The 22,064-nt window shown below is 40.1% G+C and carries 21 protein-coding genes; 14 read left to right on the forward strand and 7 right to left on the reverse strand.

The genetic code is table 11. The features are described 5' to 3' along the window. The first annotated feature begins 54 nt into the window (after nucleotides 1-54). Nucleotides 55-429 (forward strand): BlaI/MecI/CopY family transcriptional regulator, encoded by a 375-nt coding sequence (locus I6F10_RS12510; RefSeq protein WP_007580531.1) that lies wholly within the window; start codon nucleotides 55-57, stop codon nucleotides 427-429. Nucleotides 430-438: 9 nt separating this feature from the next. After that, entirely contained in the window at nucleotides 439-1,647 is a 1,209-nt protein-coding gene (locus I6F10_RS12515) for a M56 family metallopeptidase (RefSeq protein WP_197098922.1), read from the forward strand. A 73-nt stretch (nucleotides 1,648-1,720) separates the two neighbouring features. Here the strand turns inward: I6F10_RS12515 and I6F10_RS12520 are convergent, their stop codons facing one another. After that, a complete protein-coding gene (locus tag I6F10_RS12520; RefSeq protein WP_165743255.1) occupies nucleotides 1,721-2,104 on the reverse strand; it encodes an MAPEG family protein in 384 nt (127 codons plus the stop codon). A 239-nt stretch (nucleotides 2,105-2,343) separates the two neighbouring features. Between I6F10_RS12520 and I6F10_RS12525 the strand changes: the two genes are divergently transcribed. Beyond that, the gene (locus I6F10_RS12525; RefSeq protein WP_375144348.1) at nucleotides 2,344-3,222 is read left to right on the forward strand and encodes an EamA family transporter; all 879 of its coding nucleotides are present in this window, start codon (nucleotides 2,344-2,346) and stop codon (nucleotides 3,220-3,222) included. Nucleotides 3,223-3,288: 66 nt separating this feature from the next. Here the strand turns inward: I6F10_RS12525 and I6F10_RS12530 are convergent, their stop codons facing one another. The 4 genes from I6F10_RS12530 to I6F10_RS12545 form a co-directional block, all read right to left on the reverse strand. After that, a complete protein-coding gene (locus tag I6F10_RS12530; protein ID WP_002962354.1) occupies nucleotides 3,289-3,606 on the reverse strand; it encodes a DMT family transporter in 318 nt (105 codons plus the stop codon). Continuing rightward, nucleotides 3,606-5,138, reverse strand: coding sequence for a bifunctional GNAT family N-acetyltransferase/carbon-nitrogen hydrolase family protein (locus I6F10_RS12535; protein WP_024595458.1), 1,533 nt, complete (start codon nucleotides 5,136-5,138; stop codon nucleotides 3,606-3,608). Before I6F10_RS12535 ends, I6F10_RS12530 begins: the two co-directional genes overlap by 1 nt. A gap of 88 nt (nucleotides 5,139-5,226) precedes the next feature. Continuing rightward, complete coding sequence (locus tag I6F10_RS12540) at nucleotides 5,227-6,075, reverse strand: MBL fold metallo-hydrolase (RefSeq protein WP_039486908.1); 849 nt, start codon at nucleotides 6,073-6,075, stop codon at nucleotides 5,227-5,229. Nucleotides 6,076-6,133: 58 nt separating this feature from the next. After that, nucleotides 6,134-8,419, reverse strand: coding sequence for a penicillin acylase family protein (locus I6F10_RS12545; RefSeq protein WP_197098923.1), 2,286 nt, complete (start codon nucleotides 8,417-8,419; stop codon nucleotides 6,134-6,136). 156 nt (nucleotides 8,420-8,575) lie between these two features. Here I6F10_RS12545 and ycaO point away from each other — a divergent pair, with 156 nt between their 5' ends. The 7 genes from ycaO to folX all read left to right on the forward strand — a co-directional run bounded on the left by ycaO (nucleotide 8,576) and on the right by folX (nucleotide 17,266). After that, a complete protein-coding gene (ycaO, locus tag I6F10_RS12550) occupies nucleotides 8,576-10,336 on the forward strand; it encodes a 30S ribosomal protein S12 methylthiotransferase accessory factor YcaO (RefSeq protein ID WP_024595461.1) in 1,761 nt (586 codons plus the stop codon). A 115-nt stretch (nucleotides 10,337-10,451) separates the two neighbouring features. Further along, nucleotides 10,452-13,814: an ATP-binding protein gene (locus I6F10_RS12555; protein WP_197098924.1), complete on the forward strand. Its 3,363-nt coding sequence runs from the start codon at nucleotides 10,452-10,454 to the stop codon at nucleotides 13,812-13,814. Nucleotides 13,815-13,857: 43 nt separating this feature from the next. Next, on the forward strand, nucleotides 13,858-14,487 hold the full coding sequence (locus I6F10_RS12560; RefSeq protein ID WP_002962344.1) for a YceH family protein: 630 nt from the start codon (nucleotides 13,858-13,860) through the stop codon (nucleotides 14,485-14,487). Between the two features lie 68 nt (nucleotides 14,488-14,555). Continuing rightward, complete coding sequence (gene nadE / locus I6F10_RS12565) at nucleotides 14,556-15,386, forward strand: ammonia-dependent NAD(+) synthetase (RefSeq protein ID WP_165743252.1); 831 nt, start codon at nucleotides 14,556-14,558, stop codon at nucleotides 15,384-15,386. Nucleotides 15,387-15,608: 222 nt separating this feature from the next. After that, on the forward strand, nucleotides 15,609-16,328 hold the full coding sequence (folM, locus tag I6F10_RS12570) for a dihydromonapterin reductase (protein WP_197098925.1): 720 nt from the start codon (nucleotides 15,609-15,611) through the stop codon (nucleotides 16,326-16,328). Between the two features lie 22 nt (nucleotides 16,329-16,350). Continuing rightward, complete coding sequence (folE, locus tag I6F10_RS12575; protein WP_002962341.1) at nucleotides 16,351-16,905, forward strand: GTP cyclohydrolase I FolE; 555 nt, start codon at nucleotides 16,351-16,353, stop codon at nucleotides 16,903-16,905. A 4-nt stretch (nucleotides 16,906-16,909) separates the two neighbouring features. Beyond that, on the forward strand, nucleotides 16,910-17,266 hold the full coding sequence (folX, locus tag I6F10_RS12580) for a dihydroneopterin triphosphate 2'-epimerase (RefSeq protein WP_002962340.1): 357 nt from the start codon (nucleotides 16,910-16,912) through the stop codon (nucleotides 17,264-17,266). Between the two features lie 16 nt (nucleotides 17,267-17,282). On the opposite strand, the gene I6F10_RS12585 is transcribed toward folX, so the two are convergent. Further along, a complete protein-coding gene (locus I6F10_RS12585) occupies nucleotides 17,283-17,717 on the reverse strand; it encodes a YqaA family protein (protein WP_197098926.1) in 435 nt (144 codons plus the stop codon). A gap of 66 nt (nucleotides 17,718-17,783) precedes the next feature. Then, nucleotides 17,784-18,140, reverse strand: a complete 357-nt coding sequence (locus tag I6F10_RS12590) for a DUF4870 domain-containing protein (protein WP_197098927.1) — start codon at nucleotides 18,138-18,140, stop codon at nucleotides 17,784-17,786. Between the two features lie 185 nt (nucleotides 18,141-18,325). Between I6F10_RS12590 and I6F10_RS12595 the strand changes: the two genes are divergently transcribed. The 4 genes from I6F10_RS12595 (at nucleotide 18,326) to I6F10_RS12610 (ending at nucleotide 22,058) form a co-directional block, all read left to right on the forward strand. Beyond that, nucleotides 18,326-19,027 (forward strand): spondin domain-containing protein, encoded by a 702-nt coding sequence (locus I6F10_RS12595; protein ID WP_197098928.1) that lies wholly within the window; start codon nucleotides 18,326-18,328, stop codon nucleotides 19,025-19,027. A 10-nt stretch (nucleotides 19,028-19,037) separates the two neighbouring features. Further along, entirely contained in the window at nucleotides 19,038-19,772 is a 735-nt protein-coding gene (locus I6F10_RS12600) for a spondin domain-containing protein (RefSeq protein WP_197098929.1), read from the forward strand. 62 nt (nucleotides 19,773-19,834) lie between these two features. After that, nucleotides 19,835-20,560, forward strand: coding sequence for a response regulator transcription factor (locus I6F10_RS12605; protein ID WP_197098930.1), 726 nt, complete (start codon nucleotides 19,835-19,837; stop codon nucleotides 20,558-20,560). Between the two features lie 10 nt (nucleotides 20,561-20,570). Next, nucleotides 20,571-22,058: a sensor histidine kinase gene (locus I6F10_RS12610; RefSeq protein WP_197098931.1), complete on the forward strand. Its 1,488-nt coding sequence runs from the start codon at nucleotides 20,571-20,573 to the stop codon at nucleotides 22,056-22,058. Nucleotides 22,059-22,064: the final 6 nt, after the last annotated feature.

Here is a 22,064-nt window from a genome sequence, read left to right on the forward strand (position 1 = left end):
AAAATAGATTACAGGTGTAGTCTTAAATTAAAGATTACATTTGTAGGCAATAGCATGATTGAGTTATCAAAAGCAGAGTTTGACGTGCTCGACGCACTTTGGATTAACTACCCCGCCACCGCGAGCCAAATAATTGAGCGCTTAAGCGACGATAAGCAATGGCACGAAAAAACCATTAAAACCCTACTAGGCCGACTAGTAAAAAAAGGCGCACTTACATTTGAAAAAGAAGGTCGCCAGTATATTTATATGCCGTGTATGGAGCGCGCCGACTACACCCTAAAAGAAAGCCAAAACTTTATTGAGCGCTTTTTTAGTGGACGTATTGCGCCACTTGTAAGCGGTTTTGCTAAATCGGAGCAGCTTTCTCAGCAAGATATAAACGAGCTTAAAAAAGTTATAGATGACTGGGAAAAAAACCAAAAGTAAGGGATTAACATGGTTATTCAAACTGGTTTTAATTGGTTGATTGAGCAGCAATTACTATTAAGTATTTTGTTTTGTGGATTTATTTTACTTGAGCGATTTGCTTTAAAAGCCCTTGGCTCGCGGTTTGTATATAAATTAGCATGGCTATTACCTGCGGCATTGGTGATTGCTAATTTACCAAATGCGATTAAACCACTGCAAAATAGCAATATTAGCCGTTACTTAATCACCCCTAACCAGCCTTTTACACATGAAATGGGTATTAGCTGGGCGCTCATGTATGTACTTATTACCGCAGGGTTATTAATAGCTAGTTTTATTACACATACCCGTTTTGTTAAAAGCCTGCAGTTAACTGAGTTAACACAATTTGAAGGTACTCTTGCCACTGGTGTTAATGCCTATACCAGCCAACATGTAGCCACGCCAATGGTGGTCGGTATTTTAAACAGCAAGCTGGTGTTACCGAGTAACTACAATACCCAGTTTGATAAAGCCACATTAGCGCTTATTTTAGAGCACGAAAACGTACACATAAAACGCAAAGACAACCTAACAAACACACTTATATTACTACCTACTATTTTACTTTGGTTTAACCCACTAGCTTGGGTTTGTTACGCAAGCATGCGCCGACTACAAGAGCTAACTTGTGATGAACGGGTACTTGCCAATAAAACCACACAACAACATATTTTATATAGCAAAGCCTTAATAAACTGCGCGGCAAATGCGCCCACAGGGCTTATGGCTTATTCACACTACGGAGATAAAAAAACCATGTTACAACGACTTACTAATATAAAACACAGCGGGGAGCGTTCAAAGTTTGCTAAAGGTGGCTTATTGCTTGTAGCAGCAAGTATGCTAAGCGGATTAGCGATTGCAAAGCAACCAGAGGCAATGACTAAAGAGGATCACATTTCACCAACAATACGCATTGAACCTGCTTACCCAATACAATCAGCTCAACAAGGGATCAGCGGCTCTGTTGTATTAAAATACGATATTGCAGCAAACGGTAAAACAAAAAACATTAGTGTTATTCAATCTAAACCTAAAAATACTTTTGATAAATCAGCGAAAGAAGCGCTAGCAAAATGGAAATATAAAGCATCAGATTCAGGTTTTGAAGATGTACTTGTACAACTAGATTTTGCGATTAACAGTGAAGTGGCGCCTACCGATTTAATTGAGCGAATTAAAGTATCGCATTAACGCCACGAGTTGTTCAAGACTACAAAGCAAGCGCCCTTTTAGGCTGCTTGCTTTGTGGTTTTACGCTATAAACCTACAAACTCAGCACAATCATGGCAATGGCTGTACCCAAACCAATAAACCACACTAATGAGCGAATTATATCTAGGTTCATATAGTAAAATACGCAATACAAAATACGCGACACAATATGCGTAACCGCTAGCGTTTCGGTCACTGCACCTACAGAGTTAGTGCCCAGTACAACTGCAATAGCGACAGCAAAAACAGCAAGCGATTCAAAACAGTTTTGATGAGCAGCGAGCGCCCGTGCACCAAAGCCGGTTAATTTTGTTTGTTGCGCCCTTGGGTGTTTATTGTCGTATCGACCCAATTTTGCCATTGCTATAGCAACCGGCACTTTTGCAAAGTAAGGCATTAATACCGCAAGTAATGCACATACAACTAATGTTGTCATAATTTACCCTTTTGATGTTTCGGATAATTTAGCATAAGCGTAATAAAAAAGCCGCCAGATACGTTTTATGACAAACTCTGGCGGCTAACAATAACATCAGACCTACTATAGCTAAATTTATCCTCAAACCCATGCGACATAATGTCGCAGATGATGAATATTCAACATCATAGTTAATGCATCGCTTTACTTCACAAAGCTTGTTAACTTTACTGCCTTACATTTTAACGATGACGACCATGACCTGGATATTTTTCACTTTTTTAGCCGCCTTCATGCAAGCATGGCGTAATGCCCTGCAAAGTAAATTAAGTAACGATGTGAGTGTTGCTGGCGTAACACTCTCTCGCTTTATTATTGCAAGCCCTATTGCTGGCGTGTATTTATATGGTTTGTATCAATATCAAGATACCGCCATGCCTACGTTTAATAATGCCTTTTGGGGATTTATTGTAGGCGCAAGTGTGATGCAAATACTTGCCACTGGTTTAATGGTTAAGTTATTTAAAATGAATAATTACGCTGTAGGTGCTGGTCTTGCCAAAAGCGAGGCGTTAGTAGCTGCTATTTTAGGTGTATTATTTTTTGGCTCGGCACTTTCTTTGCTCGGTTGGCTTGGTGTGTTTTTTGGCGCTATTGCCGTATTGCTACTCAGCGGCATAACAAGCGTTAAACACTTTAATGCTAAAACAGCATTACTAGGACTGGCTTGTGGTACTTGCTTTGCACTTACATCGCTGTGGGTACGAGAAGCGAGCTTAAATTCAGGATTATTATTTCCTCACTCAGCAGCTTGGGTTTTGCTGTTTGTAATTAGCTTACAAACACTAATACTACTGGGCTATTTATTATTAAAAGAGCCGCAAACACTTAGTAAACTGTGGCAATACAAAGGTACTACAGCCGCAATTAGTGTTTTTAGTTGTGTCGGTTCTATTGGCTGGTTTAGTGCAATGAGCTTACACCACGTTGCTTACGTTAAAACACTTGGACAGGTTGAAGTGTTTTTTACCATGCTAATTGCCGTTCTTTGGTTAAAGCAGCCACTTAAGAAACAAGATACAGCAGGCTTAATACTCATAGCCATTGCCGCTGTTTTGGTTATGTTGCCGAATTAAGGGCATAAAAAAGCGCAGGCTTTTATACCTGCGCTGTTATAGTTTTTATAGCTTTAAGAGCTGATTCTAAGAGCTTATTTTTAGTGTTATCACACCGCTAATAATCATCAGTACTCCCGCAATACGACCAAACGTAGCGGCATCGTTATAAAACAATATACCCACTAAAAACGTACCGGCGGCGCCAATACCTGTCCATACGGCGTATGAGGTACCCATTGATATTTGCCTTTGTGCAAGCCACAACATAAAACCACTAGCGACTAAAAATACCACCGCTATTGCTATGCCTTGCCAGCGTGTATCAGCGTTTTGCGAAATTTTTAAGCCAATCGGCCAGCCAATTTCAAGTAACCCAGCAATAATTAAGTACACCCACGCCATTAAACGTCTCTCTTTTTAACAATCACTTCGTATAAATCTTCGCGGCGATCTTTTAAATTACGCACTGTGCCTTCGCTGTGAAGTATTTTAAGCTTATCCATATCAAGGTCACTAAATAGCAGCATTTCGGTGTTTGGTGTGGCTTCGTTAAGTGTTGCATCGTGCGGGAACGAAAAGTCCGATGGCGTTAATACCGCCGATTGTGAGTACTGCACATCAAGGCTTTCTACCTCTGGTAAATTACCTACTGAGCCTGCAATAACCACATAACATTCGTTTTCTATTGCACGCGCTTGTGCACAGTGGCGCACACGTAAATAACTGTTTTTAGTATCAGTCCAAAATGGCACAAACAGAATATCTAACCCTTGTTTGGCCAATATGCGTGAAAGCTCTGGAAACTCTACATCGTAACAAATTTGAATACCTACACGACCGGCATCGGTATCAAACACGGCAATTTTATCGCCGCCTTGAATAACCCAATCGTTTTGCTCATGCGGGGTTATGTGTATTTTACGTTGCTCGTCTATTTTACCGCTACGATGGCACAGGTAACTTACGTTATAAATTTTATCATCTTCGGCAAGTGGCATAGAGCCGGTAATAATATTAGCGTTGTATTCTATTGCCATGCGCGACATCGCGTTTTTAAACGTTTCGGTATATTCCGCTAGATAGCGAATCGCTTCTGTTTGATTACTTTGATTCCCTAGCCCCATTAGTGGCGCATTAAAAAACTCAGGGAATAGTATAAAGTCACTTTTGTAGTCAGATACGGTATCTACAAAGTATTCAACCTGCTTTAGCATTTCTTCAACCGATTCAACACAACGCATTTGCCATTGCACAGCACCTACACGCACGATTGATTTAGTTGACTCAAGTACCGTGTCGGTTGGCTCATACATAATGTTATTCCACTCAAGTAGAGTGGCGTAACCAACAGACTCTTGATCCTCCGGTAAATACTTTTTAAGTAAGCGTTTTACCTGAAAATCGTTAGATAACTGAAAACTTAAAATAGGATCGTATAATTCTTTTTGATCTACTTTTGCAATGTATTCCATTGGCGTCATTTCACTACTGTGATTATAATAACGCGGAATACGCCCACCTGCTAAAATAGCGCGTAAGTTATATTGGCGGCACAATTCTTTACGGGCATCATAAAGGCGACGACCTAAACGCATGCCTCTGTGACTTTCGCTAATAGCAACATCTAAGCCGTATAGCGCATCGCCGTCGGTATCGCTAAATACACGGTCGTGACCGTCTGCAATATCTTCGTATGTATGTGGGTTTGAAAAACGCGTGTAATCAACCTGCACGCTTAATGCTAAGCCCACCAGCACACCGTCATCTACAATACCTATTTGCCCTTCAGGAAATTGGTCTATTAATCTAAAAATGGTATGACTTGGCCACGCACCGCCTAAGTCGGGATACGCTTGATCCATCAAGGTTTTAATTTGCGGATATTGCTCTCTGGTTAAGTTACAAATTTCAAGATGGGTTTTTTCTGCCGACATACACAACTCCTTTGGGCATAAGAAAATAAAAGCCGAATGTACGTTAAAGTACACTCAGCTTTGTATCATGTTTTTTACGTTACGCGTACTACTTTAAGCTACGATAAAAAAGTGTGGTTACTTTCTCTTTTGGTAACCAGCCTGCGTATTCAAGATTCAGCTCAGCCAATGGATCGGCTTTAAGTACTTGCTCTAAGCTTGCATTATTTTGCATTGCTTTTAGCATTACGTCTTTCGCGTTTTGAACTAGCTTACCATACGCTATCAGTCCTGAACGGTCACTTACCTTGCCGTGTCCTGGTATTACTTTAGTGTTGTCGTCAATTTGATTAACTACATCGTTTACTGCCGCTAAAATACCATCAACGCTGCCGCCGCTATCTACATCAACAAACGGTAAGCTGCCAAAATTAAAGTAAATGTCGCCCATGTGCACTATGTTGTCGTTACTAAAAAAGATAACCGAATCGCCATCGGTGTGTGCATGTTCGTAATGCACTACATGGGCGTGTTCGTTATTAAAATGTAGTTTTAAGTCGTGACCAAAACTAATGCGCGGTAAAAAGTCTGACCCCTCCCCGTGCTGCTCTTCTAAACGTTTGTGTACATTGTCGTGCGCTATAACATGCGCACCCGCTTTAGCAAAGTTCTCGTTGCCACCGGTATGATCGCCATGATGGTGAGTATTAATGACAAACTCTGCACTGCCTGGTTTTAAATCGCTAATGGTTTTTTTAATATCATCTGAGAGCTTGGCAAACTGATCATCAATAATATAAATGCCATCATCACCTACACTTGCTGCAATATTACCGCCTTGCCCAAATAGTACGTATACATGCTCACTTAGCTTTTGTGCTGTTACTGGGCCATCATCTGCTTGCGCTGTAGTGCTTAGTAATAAACCTGTTATTAATGCGGGTAGTATTTTTTTCATTTTAGTTCTCTGTTGTTTTATTGGTAATTATATAGAACGTGTTTAGCTATACTTTAGTTTATCGTGTCGGCTTTATTACTATTTGATGTATTAATTCTTGAGGCAATAAAGGTGTATGCTTACCTTCAACGTAATCACTAAACCCCGCTCTGTAAAATTCAGAAAGAGGGTGCCCCGATTGCCCACCAGGAATAGCTAAAATTGCATGCTCTAAATGCCCAGGTTGAGCAATAAAACGCTGCGATGCGCCAAAACTACGCCCTTGTACGGCGGGCATATAACTATCTCCAAAACCCGCTGCTGTGGGCATATTTAATAACTTAGCAAGTAACGGCATTTGCTTTGCAAACGGATGCTCTATCACTAACTCATTTACCTTGCCCCACTGCCAGCTTTGTACGTTATTACCAAATTGTTCTGTAAGCTTGGTAATAGTTTGGCTAAATGCTCCTTGTAACTGCTCATCCCAGCTTTTAAATTGTGGGTTTATCCATGTGTCGGGCTTGTTGTTTATAAGCTGCCAAACAGCGGGCTCTAAATCTCGTTTTACGTATTTAAGTGTGCCTTGTTGTTTATTTAATTCATCTTCCATACTGCTAAATAAAATATTAATCACTTCATCGCGGTAGCGCTTAACTAAGGTATACCCTATGGAGGTTGAACACGCACATTGCTGCCAGTTTTCAAGCGCTGTTATATATTGCTGATTTTTAGTTGTATCGGCTTTTAATTGCTTTAATAGCAAAGCATGCCAAGGCATTAAAAAGCGAGCTTGATTATCAAGTTGTAATGCGTAAAAGTCGCTCTCAGCAAATGTTTGTTTTTCAAATAATCTATCGCGAATTTGACTCGAACGTGCGCCGAGTGCATAGCCACCATTACCAAAACGTGCGTCATCCTCAGCCGATACCACGCGAGAATTACCAGTCCATAATCGACCGTTTTGCGGATTTTTAATAAAGGGGCGTTGTAATTCATTTTGCTGCCAAAGCGCTGAGTAGTCATCGGCATTTACGCCAAGCACACTTGGCGCTTTACGAGCAGGTATACCGCCCATGTTTTTCCACGCTGCGCTACCTTGGCTGTCTACCACCATTAGGTTTTGCACTGGAATGCCCACATCGCTTGCTACAGCAAGTGCATCATCTACCGTTTTGGCTTGCTCTAATTTTAATAACTGCATATTAACGGCATAAGGCTGATGGGCAGCCCAGCTCAACGCATAAGGTTTTTCGTTAATATATTTTACAGGTCCGTATTCACTGAGTATTAATGAATAGTTTTCAACCTCCCCATCGGGTAATGCAATCGATTTATCAACTTGCCATGTTTTACTATCATCGTTTAATGCAATCCAATCGGCAGTATCTAAATAACCGTTAGTAAATCCCCATGCAACATTGTTGTTAGTGCCAACAACAATGGCTGGTGCTCCGGGCAGCGATACTCCGGTTACCTGAGTCTGCTCACCACTGTGCATGTAATTTAATTGTGCCCTGTACCAAACTACAGGTACTGCCATCGATAAATGCATATCATCCGACACCATACCAGCACCTGTTTTAGTAAGCGCCCCTGTAACAGCCCAGTTGTTACTGCCGCGCTCTTGGTTAGCTTCAATACTTTTAACTATATGCTTTGTTTGAGTTGGAAAGGTAGGTATGCCGCCGTTATAAGGCGCTAATTTGCTGCCATCAAGCGCGGCTTGGTACTTACTCGGTTGCGTTAAAAAATCAACCATTTGCTTTGTGTATGCTTGCTCAATTTGAATAAGTGCTTGGTCGCGCTCAAATGTGGCGCTTTGTAAATCAAGGTACATGCTAAATATCACAAGTAGGCTGTCTTCACTTTGCCATGGCTTTTGCGCTGCACCGGTTAGTAAATATTCAAAGCTTGAATACCTTACTTGCGCTAAACCTTCGTTTACACCTTGAGCGTAACTTTTAAGTAATTGCTTATCTGCTTCAGGCAGGGTTTGTAAAATAATTTGGCTGCGTTTACGTAATTGATGAAAACGCATTTTTTTATCGAGCCCCAACGCTGCTTGGCCAAATAATTCACTTAACTCACCTGCGGCATTACGCCTTAGTAAATCCATTTGAAAAAATCGGTCTTGCCCATGCGCATAACCTAAACCGTAGGCGGCGTCGTTTCGGCTATTGGCGTTTATTACTGCTTGCCCTAATGCATCTCGCGAAATTTTTACAGGCTCTGCTACCGCGTTACTGCGTCCGTTTCCATCAAGGGCGGGTAAACTTAAACTAAGTACCCCATAAACAACAGCGGTACTTGCCAGCCCTAATATCACAATTAATAACAACAAGCGTTTGATTACTTTAAACATCACCGTTTCCTTTGCACGTTTTGACCAAGCGTTAAGCACATATAATAACCACAGTTTTATTAAATAATAATGTTCTTGCTCGCAAAGGGTGAAATAAACATCAAAATCCACGATAATGTCAGCTCCACACATCGTGCAGAACTAGTTGAGATCAATATGACTGAAAAAACATTTATCAAAGGTAAAGACCGCGACCTAGAATCGTCAATCTCTACCATGCAAAACAAGCTTAAAGCCCTAAACATTAATGTTGAAGAAGCGCTTTGGCTTAACCCTGTAGCTAACTGTTATTCGGTTCATATAAAAGACAGCGACTGCGGTGTTATGTTTACCAATGGTAAAGGCGCAACCGACAAAGCATCTATTGCTTCAGCACTCGGTGAATACTTTGAACGTTTAAGCTGTAACTACTTTTTTGCAGACTTTTATCTAGGTGAAGAATTTGCTAATGGCGAGTTTACTCATTACCCAAGCGAAAAATGGTTTAAAGTTGAAGGCGATGAAGTGCCAGAGGGCATTATGGATGAAAGCTTATGGGATTACTTTGACCCAGAGCGCGAACTAAACGCATCACACCTTTTTGATTTTAACTCAGGCAATATCGATCGTGGTATTTGTACCCTGCCATACACACGCCAACGCGATAACCAAGACGTATACATTCCGGTAAACGTTATCGGTAATATTTTTGTATCTAACGGTATGAGCGCAGGTAACACCAAATTTGAAGCTCGCGTACAAGGTTTATCAGAAGTATTTGAGCGCGCTATTAAAAACCGCATCATCGCCGAAGGTATTTGTTTACCAATCGTGCCTGAAGACGTTGTTAAGCAATACCCTAAAATTCACGAAGCGTGTGAAGAACTTCGCAGCCATGGCTTTCATTTACGTATTGCCGATGCATCACTTGGGGGTAAATACCCTGTAATGAGCGTAACGCTTATTAACCCAACAGATGGTTCTGTATTTGCTTCTTTTGGTGCTCACCCATCATTTGAAGTTGCGCTTGAACGTACCGTGACTGAGTTACTACAAGGTCGTCGTCTTGATCAGCTAGATGTATTCCAACCTGCTACCTTTGATAACGACGAAGTAGCAACACCAGAGAACATTGAACTGCACTTTATTGATTCAAGCGGTTTGATTTCGCATGATTTTTTCCGTGCAAAACCTGATTTTGAATTTGTACACTGGGACTTTAGCGGAACAACTGAAGAAGAATATAACTTCTGTACTGACCTAATTCATAGCATGGATCATGATATCTACATCATGGATTACACGCACCTAAACGTATACGCGTGTCGTATTTTAGTACCTGGCATGTCTGACATTTACCCTGTTGATGAGCTTATTTGGCGTAACAACAACGAAGGCGCTAAATTCCGCGAAACATTCCTATCGCTTGATCAGTACGATGCAGAGCAATGGATGGAAATTTACGACAGCCTTGAAGAAGCAGGCCACAGCGATATTATCCGCGCCGCAGAATTTATTGGCCTTGCAACCGATGCCGACACACCATGGCACACTCTGCGTATAGGTGAGCTTAAAGCGCACCTATGTTTAGCTGCAGGCAGCGAAGAAGCCATTGATTGGGTTGACTGGATACTTCATACAGGCCAAGTAAATGAAGAGGCAATGCGCCACTTCCGCTGTTTAAAAGCAGTTCTTGAAATTAAATACGATGACGAGCGCGAATACGCAGATTACCAAGATGCACTAGGCTTAATGTTTGGTGCTAATAATGTAGCGCTGGCTATAGAAATTGCCGAAGGTAAAAAGCAGTTTAACGGTTTAACTTTCCCTGGTTTATCGCTTGAAGGCTTTAAAAAGCATGCGGCGCTACTTGATGGTTACCGCAAGCTACATGTAGCAAAGCAAAATCACTGGGCGCGTGAAGTTAGCGACTCGTAACTCGCTAAACTACTAATTATAAAAAATAAACGGCGCATTTGTTAATGCGCCGTTTTCATTTGTGTAATAAATTAGCTATAGTTAATTTGCCTAAATTAACGCCATGATGTAGCAAATGCCACCATCTACTAACAATAAAAAAACGAACGTTCATAACTTTAAGTTGACCTTTTGGTTATCGCTTACGCTAACTGTACTAGTTGGTATCGTTCTTGATCGTATTAACTACAATCGTGTTAAAGATGCTCATCGCCTACAAATTCTTTCTGAAGTAAGTACATATCGAGCTCAATTAGAATCTATTTTAGTTTCTAATATCCAACTAGTTCGAGGTTTAGGTGTTGCCGTAGCGGCGCAGCCTGATTTACAGCAAACACAGTTTGAACAAATTGCCCAACCACTATTTAAAACCTCAAATGAGCTTCGCAATATTGGTGGCGCTCCCGATATGGTAATTCGTATGACTTACCCCTTAAAAGGTAATGAAAAAGCACTCGGTTTAAACTTTTTAGAAGAAAAAAACCAACGCGCTGATGCTATTAGAGCTCGCGATACAAATACCATTGTAATGGCTGGCCCATTAAAATTAATCCAAGGTGACATAGCACTTATAGCCCGCGTTCCTGTTTACATACCGCCAGAAAATCGCTTTTGGGGATTACTTTCAGTTGTTCTCAACATTGAAAAAGTCTATCAAAATTCAGGTATTTATGAGCTAGAAAAAGAATACAACGTCGCTTTACAAGGCAGGCATGGACTTGGCAGCAAAGGGGAGTTTTTTTACGGTAATCAAAACATAATAGAGCAAGACCCCCTTGAGTTTACGTTAAGCTTTCAAGGTGGCAATTGGCAACTTTACGTAGCACCTAAAATAGGTTGGAGCCCACCAAATTCAGCTGTATGGCCACTTAGGCTATCAATTATAATTATTTGCGGGTTATTAATTTGGGCCTTTTTATTCTTTTTGAAAATGCTTAATCGCCAGCAACAAAACGAAAAAATGCTTGAGGCAATGAGTGATCTAGCCCAAATAGGCGCATGGTCATTTAACTTAGAAACGAAACAAGTGTATTGGTCTGATATGACCAAAAAACTATTTAAATACCCATTAAATAGCCAACCAGAATGGCCTAAAGATTTAAATTACTTTAAAAAAGGCACTAGCAGAGAAACAATTAAACCTTTAATTGAACGAGCTATAAAATATGGTGAAAGCTACGAAGTTGAATTAGAAGTAATGGATGAAGAAGGTGAATCTGTTTGGGTACTCGTACATGGTGAAGCAGAACGAAAAAATGGACGATGCACACGTATTTTTGGCTCATTACAGAATATTGATACCCGTAAAAAGATTGAATTAGAAAATAATAAAACAGCATTACACAACGAAATTTTAGCCTCCCTTACCGTTAATAAATTAATATTAACTGGGCAACTGAGCCAATCAAAAGATATTATTACTGAAGCAATCTGCCAAGCATTTGATATTAAACGTGCCAGTATTTGGTTTTTTAATGAAGACAAATCCAAACTAAGCCCTTTTGCCATACATAGTAAACATTCGTCTAGTGATAAAATTGACTCTATTTGGCTAAGAAAAAATCTTCCCGGCTTTTTTAATGCAATAGATCACCAGCCTGTATTTAATGTGCCTGACGCCCAAGAACACCCAATACTCGCGCCAATTAAAGAACAGTATTTAATGACTCTCGAGATTAAATCAATGCTGTGCGTAATAATCCCTGCAGGAAGTGGCGCTATAGGAGTCGTCTGCGCAGAGCAATGCCAATCAAAACGCTACTGGTCTAAAAACGAAGAAAGCTTTTTAATTGCCGTTGCAGCGTTAATAGGCAGCTTGCACTCAAGCCAACAGCGAATTGAAACCGAACAAAAACTAGTTTCTGCCAAAGAAACCGCCGAACAAGCTGTTGAAGCTAAAAGTAAATTTTTAGCGAGTATGAGCCACGAAATTCGCACCCCAATGAACGGTGTTTTAGGTATGCTTAACATAATTAAGCAAACTCAATTGGACCTACAGCAAAAACATCATATTGAACTTGCTCAATCATCAGCTCAATCTTTGCTTAATATAATTAATGACATATTAGACTTTTCTAAAATTGAAGCCGGTAAGCTCGATATTGAAAACGTGCAATTTAATTTACCTCGGTTATTAGGCGAAGTGGTGGAATCCTTTGCTTTAAAGGTAGAACAAAACAATACAAAACTTATTCTAGATGCGACTCAAATAACTGTTAGCGAGATAATTAGTGACCCTAACCGCTTGCGCCAAATTTTAAATAACTTAATTGGCAACGCAGTTAAATTTACTATTGATGGCGAAGTAGTCATTACTGCCAGAATAGATGAAACAACGGATGGCTCGTTCCTACAGTGTTCGATTATTGATACTGGTATTGGTATTGACCCTAAAAAACAAGCGTCGTTATTTGACTCATTCACACAAGCCGATGCTTCAACAACACGCCAATTTGGGGGCACAGGGCTTGGTCTTGCCATAGTAAAACAATTGTGCGAACTGATGAACGGTGAAGTAAGTGTAAACAGTATGCAAGGTGAAGGAAGTACATTTTCTTTCACAGTACAAATACAACCGCGCTTAAGTAAAGAACAAGATTTACCGAGTCATTTAATTAAAAACAAACATATTTTAATTATTGATGAGTGCTCGTTAAATGCTAACACCGCTAATAAGCAGCTCACTGTTTGGGGTGCAAAAGTTAATTGTATACATAACTATCTTGAGGTTGATGATTACTTAAATAATGTAACCACCCACCTTGGTGCTATTTTAGTTGACTACTACTTTTTTGAAAAAGCCCCACAAACGCATATCACCGCGCTCAAAAACTTTATAAATATGCATAGTTGCAAGTTAGTTATTATGGCGCCAATGAGTTATTCACCTGAGGAGTCTAAAGTAGGTATGGAAGTCGACTGTATGATTTTCAAACCTCTCACACCGTCTGATTTGTTTGACTCACTTACAAACGATAAATACATTGAACAACAGCAGCAACAAGCTCAATTGCAAAACAAGCTAACTAAAGCACCGGCACTCGACTCATCAGAGCCACAACTACTGCTTGTAGAAGACAATAAAATAAACCAAGTGGTTGCCTCTGCGCTATTAAAGCAGGCGGGTGTTACTTTTGATATTGCCGAAAATGGACTTGAGGCAATTGTAAAGCTCAATGCAAAACAAGGGAAACCATATAAGCTAGTTTTAATGGATTGCCAAATGCCCGAAATGGATGGCTACCAGGCCACTAAAGCCATTAGAGAAGGTGATGCAGGTAAAGATAATGAAAATATTACTATTATTGCGCTAACAGCCAATGCCATGCAGGGCGATAAAGAAAAATGCCTAGCCGCAGGCATGAACGACTATTTAAGTAAGCCTCTCGATTTAGCTGCATTACAACCAAAGCTTCAACAATGGCTTGGCATTCAATAAAGGTGTAAGCTAATAAAATACGCTTACTAATTTGAGATTATTTATGCAGTTATCAACAAATCAACAACGTATTCTTGGTTGCCTATTAGAAAAACAAAGCACAACGCCAGAGCATTATCCGCTATCGTTAAACGCGCTAGTGAACGCATGTAACCAAAAATCTAATCGCGATCCTGTGTTAAGTCTTACAGATGAAGACGTGCAAAACGCACTCGATGAACTAATAGAAATGCGTTTGGTTACAATAGATGAAGGTCTTTCGGGTCGCGTAAATAAATACGACCACCGCTTTTGCAACACTGAATTTAGTAATCTGCAATTTTCTGCTCAGCAGCGTGCCATTGTTTGTTTATTACTTTTGCGTGGTGCTCAGACTCCTGGTGAATTAAGAACCCGCAGTGCTAGGCTTGCTGATTTTAATAACGTAAATGAAGTAGAGGCAGCGCTCAATAAACTGATTGAAAGCGAGTACGTCACAAAGCTAGAGCGTGAAGCTGGTAAACGCGACAGCCGATATATTCATTTATTTGGCGAACAACAAAATAATCCCGCCGATGCCTTTGTTGCTCTACCAAGCGAAGTAATTAAAGACAAAGAATTAAGCGATTTACTTGAAGAAGTAGAAAAATTAAAAGCAGAGCTTCGCCAAATAAAAGCTCATTTAAAACTTTAATTAACTAAAACTAAATCACATAATAAGTTTATTGCGTATCACATATTAAATTTTATAAGGAGCTGGCAATGCGCGCCGAAATTATGGCTGAAATGAAGGTTCAGCCAACGATTGATGTAAATGCTGAGATAACTCGCCGAGTTAATTTTATTAAAACACGTTTGGTAGCAGCTCATTCACGCTCGTTAGTACTGGGTATTAGCGGTGGTGTTGACTCATCAACCTGCGGCCGCTTATGTCAACTTGCTGTAAACGAGCTAAATAAAGAACACGATACTGACAAGTATCAGTTTATTGCAGTGCGCCTACCTTATGGTGTACAAGCTGACGAAGATGAAGCACAAATGGCGGTTGATTTTATTCAACCAAGTAAACGTATGACCGTAAACGTACAACCTGCGGCTGATGCATTGCATGAGCAAGCGATAGCTGCTGTAGTTGGCTGTGGTGAAGCACTGCCTGAGCAAGCTCAAATAGATTTTATTAAAGGTAATGTTAAAGCGCGTCAACGTATGGTTGCTCAGTACGAAATTGCAGGTTTTTACCAAGGCTTAGTAGTGGGTACCGATCATAGTGCTGAAAACATTACTGGTTTTTATACTAAATTTGGTGACGGCGCGTGCGATTTAGCCCCTCTGTTTGGTTTATCAAAACGCCAAGTTCGTGCACTTGCTACTGCGCTAGGTGCGCCAGCTTTATTGGTAGATAAAGCACCTACAGCTGATTTAGAAAGTGACCGCCCAGGTTTAACAGACGAAGAAGCACTTGGTTTGAGCTATGAGCAAATTGATGACTTTTTAGAAGGTAAACCTGTGTCTAATGATGTTGAACAAAAGCTTGTAAGCATTTACACGCGTACACAACATAAGCGTCAACCAATTCCGACAATTTACGATTAATGTTTAGTAGCTAAAATAAAGCAATTAATGCTTTGAGGATTAATTGCTTTTTTGATCGACAGATTAAGAAGCTGCGTATATTTTAATAAATTAACGCTTTGAATTTTATAATACCAATTGCATTAAATTAGTGAGCTATTATAGCCCTATGAAATAGCGATAGAACAATGATATTTTTAATGATATTGGTATAACTACCCGCCAAAGAGAACACTGCCTTATATGACATCGCCCATTTTAATTACCGGCGCAGGCCAACGTATTGGTTTAGCACTCGCTCAGCATTATATAGCCCAAGGGCAGAGTATTATTATCACGTATCGTACTCGTCACGCCGCTGTTGATAAATTAGAGCAACAAGGCGCTGTATGTATTTATGCCGATTTTAGTACCGATGAAGGTATTAGTGCATTTATAAATACGCTTAAAGAGCATACAACATCGCTGCGCGCTATTGTTCATAACGCATCAAGCTGGGACTGCGAAGCTAACAACCCTAACTTTGCAGCACTGTTTGATAATATGATGCGTATACATGGCAAAACACCGTATTTAATTAATTTAATGTGCGCAGAGCTGCTTTTAAACTATCAGCAAAATGAAAAAGTACCTGCCGATATAATACATCTTACTGATTATGTAGTTGAAACAGGCAGCCCTAAACACTTAGCTTATGCAGCAAGTAAAGCAGCACTCGACAACCTAACTAAATCGTTTAGCGCTAAATATGCGCCAAACATAAAAGTGAACTCGGTTGCTCCATCGCTCATTATTTTTAATGAACATGACGATGAGCAATATCGAGCTAAGACCCTTAAAAAATCATTAATGGGCATTGAACCCGGATGCCAAGAAATTATCAATAGCATTGATTTACTATTACAAAGCCACTACATCACAGGGCGTTCTTTGCCTATTGATGGCGGTCGTCATTTAAAGTAAATATAAATAAACTGAGATATTTATGCACAATGAATTAAAAGAAAGTTATGAAAAAATCATCACCGCTGTAGGCGAAGATGCTAACCGCGAAGGCTTACTTGATACGCCAAAACGTGCTGCAAAAGCAATGGAATATTTAACGCAAGGGTATCGTCAAACGCTTGATGAAATAACTAATAAAGCAGTATTTACATCTGACGCTGACGACATGGTGTTAGTACAAGACATAGAGCTTTACTCTATGTGTGAGCATCATTTACTGCCTTTTATTGGTCGTTGCCATATTGCTTATATACCAAACGGTAAAGTATTAGGCTTATCTAAATTTGCACGTATTGTTGATATGTTTTCACGCCGTTTTCAAATTCAAGAACAACTAACGCATCAAATCGCTAAAGCAGTTGAAGAAGTGACTGGCGCTAAGGGCGTAGGCGTTATTGTTGAGGCAAAACACATGTGTATGATGATGCGCGGTGTAGAAAAGCAAAATTCAAGCATGCGTACATCAGTAATGTTAGGTAACTTTAGAAGCGATCCTAAAACACGTAACGAATTTTTGCAGCTTATAAAAGGTTAACCCTATGGCTAATGCAATTATTAACGTTACTAATTTACGCCTGCGTACGTTTATTGGCTTTAACCCCGATGAGCGTGAAAAAAAGCAAGATGTAGTGATCAATCTAGAGATTCACTACCCTGCTGATGACGCGTGTAAAACGGATGAAGTTGACCAAGCACTTAATTATAAAGTGATCACCAAAGAAGTTATTAGCTTAGTAGAGCAAGGGCACTTTTTACTGCTCGAAAAATTAGTGGCTGAAATTCTTGCCGTTTGTCACGCGCACCCAAGCGTTCATTACGCTAAAGCACGTGTTGATAAACCACATGCACTGCGTTTTGCCGACTCAGTGTCGTTAACGCTTGATTGGGCTAAATAAGGTCTTAAAAACTTATTTAAAAAAGCTTTTCGAATCCTACGGCAAGGGCGATAACCGCTAAATAGCGCGCGCCTTTGCCTAGTGTTACTAACAGTAAAAAGGTACTAAATCGTACTTTAAATATGCCTCCAATCACCGTTAATGGGTCCCCCACAATCGGTAACCAAGCAAACAACAAACTATACACTCCATATTTATTAAATTGCTTTTGTGCGCTATCAAGCCCTTTTTGCGATACAGGAAACCATTTTTTATCTTTAAAATTCAGTACCTGCGTGCCTAACCAGTAATTAACACAGCTCCCTAACACATTTCCAAGTGTTGCTAAGCACCACATAAGCCATAAATTAACTTTATCTTGAGTAATCATTCCCACCATTATCACCTCAGAAGAGCTAGGCAGTAATGTGGCAGATATAAATGCGCTAATAAATAACGTGAGATAAAGCATAATGCCCTTATGGCTAAACGTAAAAACCCAGCCTATAGCTGGGTTTACAATATAATGACTGAGTGTTTATTTTATCAAATTTAAACTAAACGGGTAATTAAACTCTTTACCTTCATTAGCTTTAATACTTGCCATTACAAACCCAAAAATTGCCACTATAGGTAGTAATATTAAGCCGACTGCTACAAACATCAGTACAAAACAAACTACATATGCAATTGCCATCGTTATTTGAAAGTTAAGCGCCTTTTTACCGTGCACGTCAACAATTGGCATTTCATCTCTTTTAATTAACCACACAATTAATGGCCCAATTATTGAGCCAAACGGCACAACAAACCCAGCAAGCGCACTTAAATGGCATAACATAGCCCACGTACGGTCATCTTTATTAACTGGTTCAACCTGTTGATTTTCTTCCATAACACTCTCCTTTTTGTTTTATGTATGTTGCCTCTTAACTAAACAAATGTCTACAAATCAACCAACGTATTTATGTTTAAAAATCACAGCGTGCAATCTTGTGATAAAAAAGTGATAAGTTTGTGAGAGTTTCTGGAGACGATTATTCAATACTTAACTCGAATCATCACTTACAGGAAATAATAATGAAAACTTCTACATTAACAATCGCAATTCTTTTAGCGGCAGCTAGCCAATCGACTATGGCCGCAGAATTAGACCTAAAAGTTACTAACCTAACCAAGGGTATTCACTTTACTCCACTGTTAATTACAGCACACAACAGCGAAGACACACTATTTGAAGTCGCAACAGAGGCATCTACAGCATTACAAACAATGGCTGAAGGCGGCAATATTGCAGAGCTAGTTGCACAAGCAACTGCAGCGGGCAGTGATATGGCTGCAAATCCAGCTGAAGGTTTACTTGCACCAGCCGCATCTACAACGGCAACACTGAGCACGACCGACGGTAACGAGTACCTATCATTAACTGCAATGATGCTACCAACTAATGATGGCTTTGTAGGCTTAAACAGCTGGAAAATCCCAACAGAAGCGGGTACTTACACAATTAATTTAAATGCTTACGATGCAGGCACAGAACAGAACAATGAGCTTGTAGTTGAAGGCTCTGGCGCTCCAGGTACTCCGGGTATTCCTGCGGCTCCAGGTGGCGACGCTGGCACTGGCGGTACAGGTATATTAAGTGGTGATACAAATACAAGCATCCATATTCACCCAGGTAGCTTAGGTGATGACGATTTAGAAGCGGGTAATAGCGATTTAAGTAATACAGTACACAGATGGTTAAACCCAGTAGCGCAATTAACCGTTACAGTAAAGTAGGAGCATGATTATGTCATCTGCTAACAACCTTAAAAAAAGTCTACTAGTGCTTGCATTTGCAACCACACTTGCAGCGTGTAGCGATAATGATAACGACCCAGTGGTTGAAGAGCCGGTCGTTGTTGAGCGAATTGTTGTAGAACCTGTGATAAGTGAGTTTACTATTACTTTTAGTAACTTAACTGCAGGACAGCCTTTGTCACCACTCTCTGTCATTGCTTTTGAAGATGAAGCACCTTGGTCATTCGGTACCACAGCTTCTGTTGGTTTAGAAATGCTTGCAGAAAGCGGTGCAAATGAAGAATACCTCAGCTATGAAAGTGCACTTGCTGCAGTTTCAGCTGAAGGCGCTATTGACCCTGGTGAAACCACCACAGTAATCATTACTGTTGAAGAGCAAGAAACGCTTAATTTGTCATTTGCTGCCATGCTTGGGAATACAAATGATGCTTTTACCGGTCTTAGTTCTTTAGATGTATCAACATTAGCAGTTGGCGGTTCGTTATCACGCACTACGACTGCTTATGATGCGGGTACGGAAGCAAATACAGAAACAGCTGAAACTGTGCCAGGTCCTGCCGCTAGCGGCGAAGGGTTTAACGAAATACGTGACGATACAGTCGATATAATAACGATGCATCCAGGCATTGTTTCAAATCAAGATGGATTATCTACATCAGCACTTGGTGTTGAACATAAGTTTGATAACCCAGTATCGAAAATAGTAATTACGCGCACGCAGTAACGTTCCAGCTTGTAATGGGGAAGTAAGGGAGCACGGATGCCCCCCTTTTTACGAGGTAATACATGCGTCACGAAAAAATATTAGTAGTAGAAGATGACAGAGAAATAGGTAAGTTAATTACCACGCAGCTAACGTCGCTTAACTTACATGTTGATCATGTTGTAAGCGCAGAACTAGCCTTAAAAAAAACAGCCAAGCATCCCTACGGACTTATTTTACTCGATATAAACTTACCGCAAATGGATGGTTTGAGCTTATGCCGAAAAATAAAAGAGCATTACCCTACTACCTCCGTTATTTTACTCACCGCGCTGAGTAGCGATATGGACAGAGTTATTGGCCTTGAAATGGGCGCCGATGATTATATTTGTAAACCCTTTTTTGCACGAGAATTACAAGCCAGAGTAAAAACCCAATTACGCCACAGAGCACAACTACTCGCTGGCCAAAACAACGACAACTCTCCCGCTAATAGCGAACAAACACTAAATGTAGGCTCACTCAACATAGAATTTAGTTCGCACCAAGTGTATTTAGGTAAACAAGCCCTTAACCTTACCGCCACCGAATTTGATTTACTCGTTTACTTTGCACGCCATCCTAATCATGTTTTTAGCCGCCAGCAGTTACTCGATAAGGTATGGGGTTACCAACACAGTGGTTACGAGCACACGGTTAATTCACATATAAACCGCTTACGTGCCAAGCTAGAAGAACACCAACAAGCGCCTATCATCGAAACAGTTTGGGGTGTTGGTTACAAACTAAACTCTAGCCAACTCAATTAAGACACCTATTATGAAACTTTCTTTGTACCAAAAATTAGCTATATCGCTAGTCGTGATTTTTTGTTTTATTTGCGCCCTAGTTTACGGCTGGAGCAAGCAATTAGAACTCACCTCAAAACATCATGCTGAGCAAAATCTGCACTTAGCGTTAGCGGAACATTTAGTACAAGATAATCCACTAATAAAAGAAGGGGTGTACGACTATAAAGCGCTTGAAAACCTCTTTCATATCTTAATGTTATTAGGTCCTGCGTTTGAATTTTATTTTGTAGACGAAACCGGAAAAATTCTTACTTACTCAGCAAAGCCGGGTAAAGTTAAACGCACGCATATTAGTTTAACGCCTTTAAAAAGGCTGATTAACGACCCAAGCGCTGCACCTATTTATGGTGATAACCCTCGTAATAAAGAGCAACAAAAAATATTTTCAGCCGCGCCAGTATTTAATCAAGATAAGCTACAAGGTTATTTATATGTAATTATTGGTGGCGAGGCTTACGATACCTCACTAAGCACTGTAAAAAATAATGATAAGTTATGGCTAGCCGCTTTATGGCTTGGCTCTGCACTCGCATTTTTATTTATTGCGATGCTAATTTTACTACGCTTTTTTACCAACCCAATTCAGCGTTTAGCCCGCGATGTTAGTAATATTGAAGCCGCTAACTACAGCCTTACCGACACCAAGCTAAGTAATTACTCAACGCAAAAAAGTAACGAAGTGCATAGTTTAGGGCGAAGTATTCAAGCCATGCTTACCCGTATTAACGAGCAGTTTAAAGCACTTGAGCAAGGCGATAAGCAACGCAAAGAGTTACTAACTCACGTATCGCACGACCTACGTACACCACTTGCTTCACTGCAGGGGTTTTTAGAAGTTTTAAATCAATCAGGTGAGCAATTAAGTCAAAAAGAACAACAAGAATACTTACAGGTATCGCTTAATAATTGTGGGCAATTAAAGCTACTCATAGAGCAAATATTTGAACTTGCTCACTTAGAAAATGGCGAAATAAGTATAAATAAAGAAACCTTTAATTTAGGTGAACTCATTTACGATTGCATGGCAAAATTTAGTTTAGCCGTTGATAAAAGAGGCATTAGTTTGTCGGTAGAACCTGCGATTTGTGATTTCCCTGTAGTTGCCGATATCGCTAAGCTAGAGCGAGTACTGAGCAATTTAATTGATAATGCAATTAGGCACACCCCTCGCGGCGGCAGCATTGCAGTACATGTAAAACGCAGTGAAGATAATCAATTATTTGTGCATGTATCAGACACGGGCGTAGGCATAAAAGAAGATGAGCTGAATGCTATTTTTGACCCACACTACCAAGCAAGTAATTCTAATAAAGAAGGGCGCCAGCAAGGTGGTTTAGGATTGGCTATTTGCAAAGGGTTATTAAAACTAATGGATAGCGAAATTTACGTACAAAGTGAAATTGGTAAAGGCACTATGTTTAGCTTTAATTTGCCACAAAAAAAGGTGCTTTTTTAAAAAGCA

The organism is Pseudoalteromonas sp. SWYJZ98 (genome assembly GCF_015864495.1).
GTDB classification, from domain to species: Bacteria; Pseudomonadota; Gammaproteobacteria; order Enterobacterales; family Alteromonadaceae; genus Pseudoalteromonas; species Pseudoalteromonas distincta.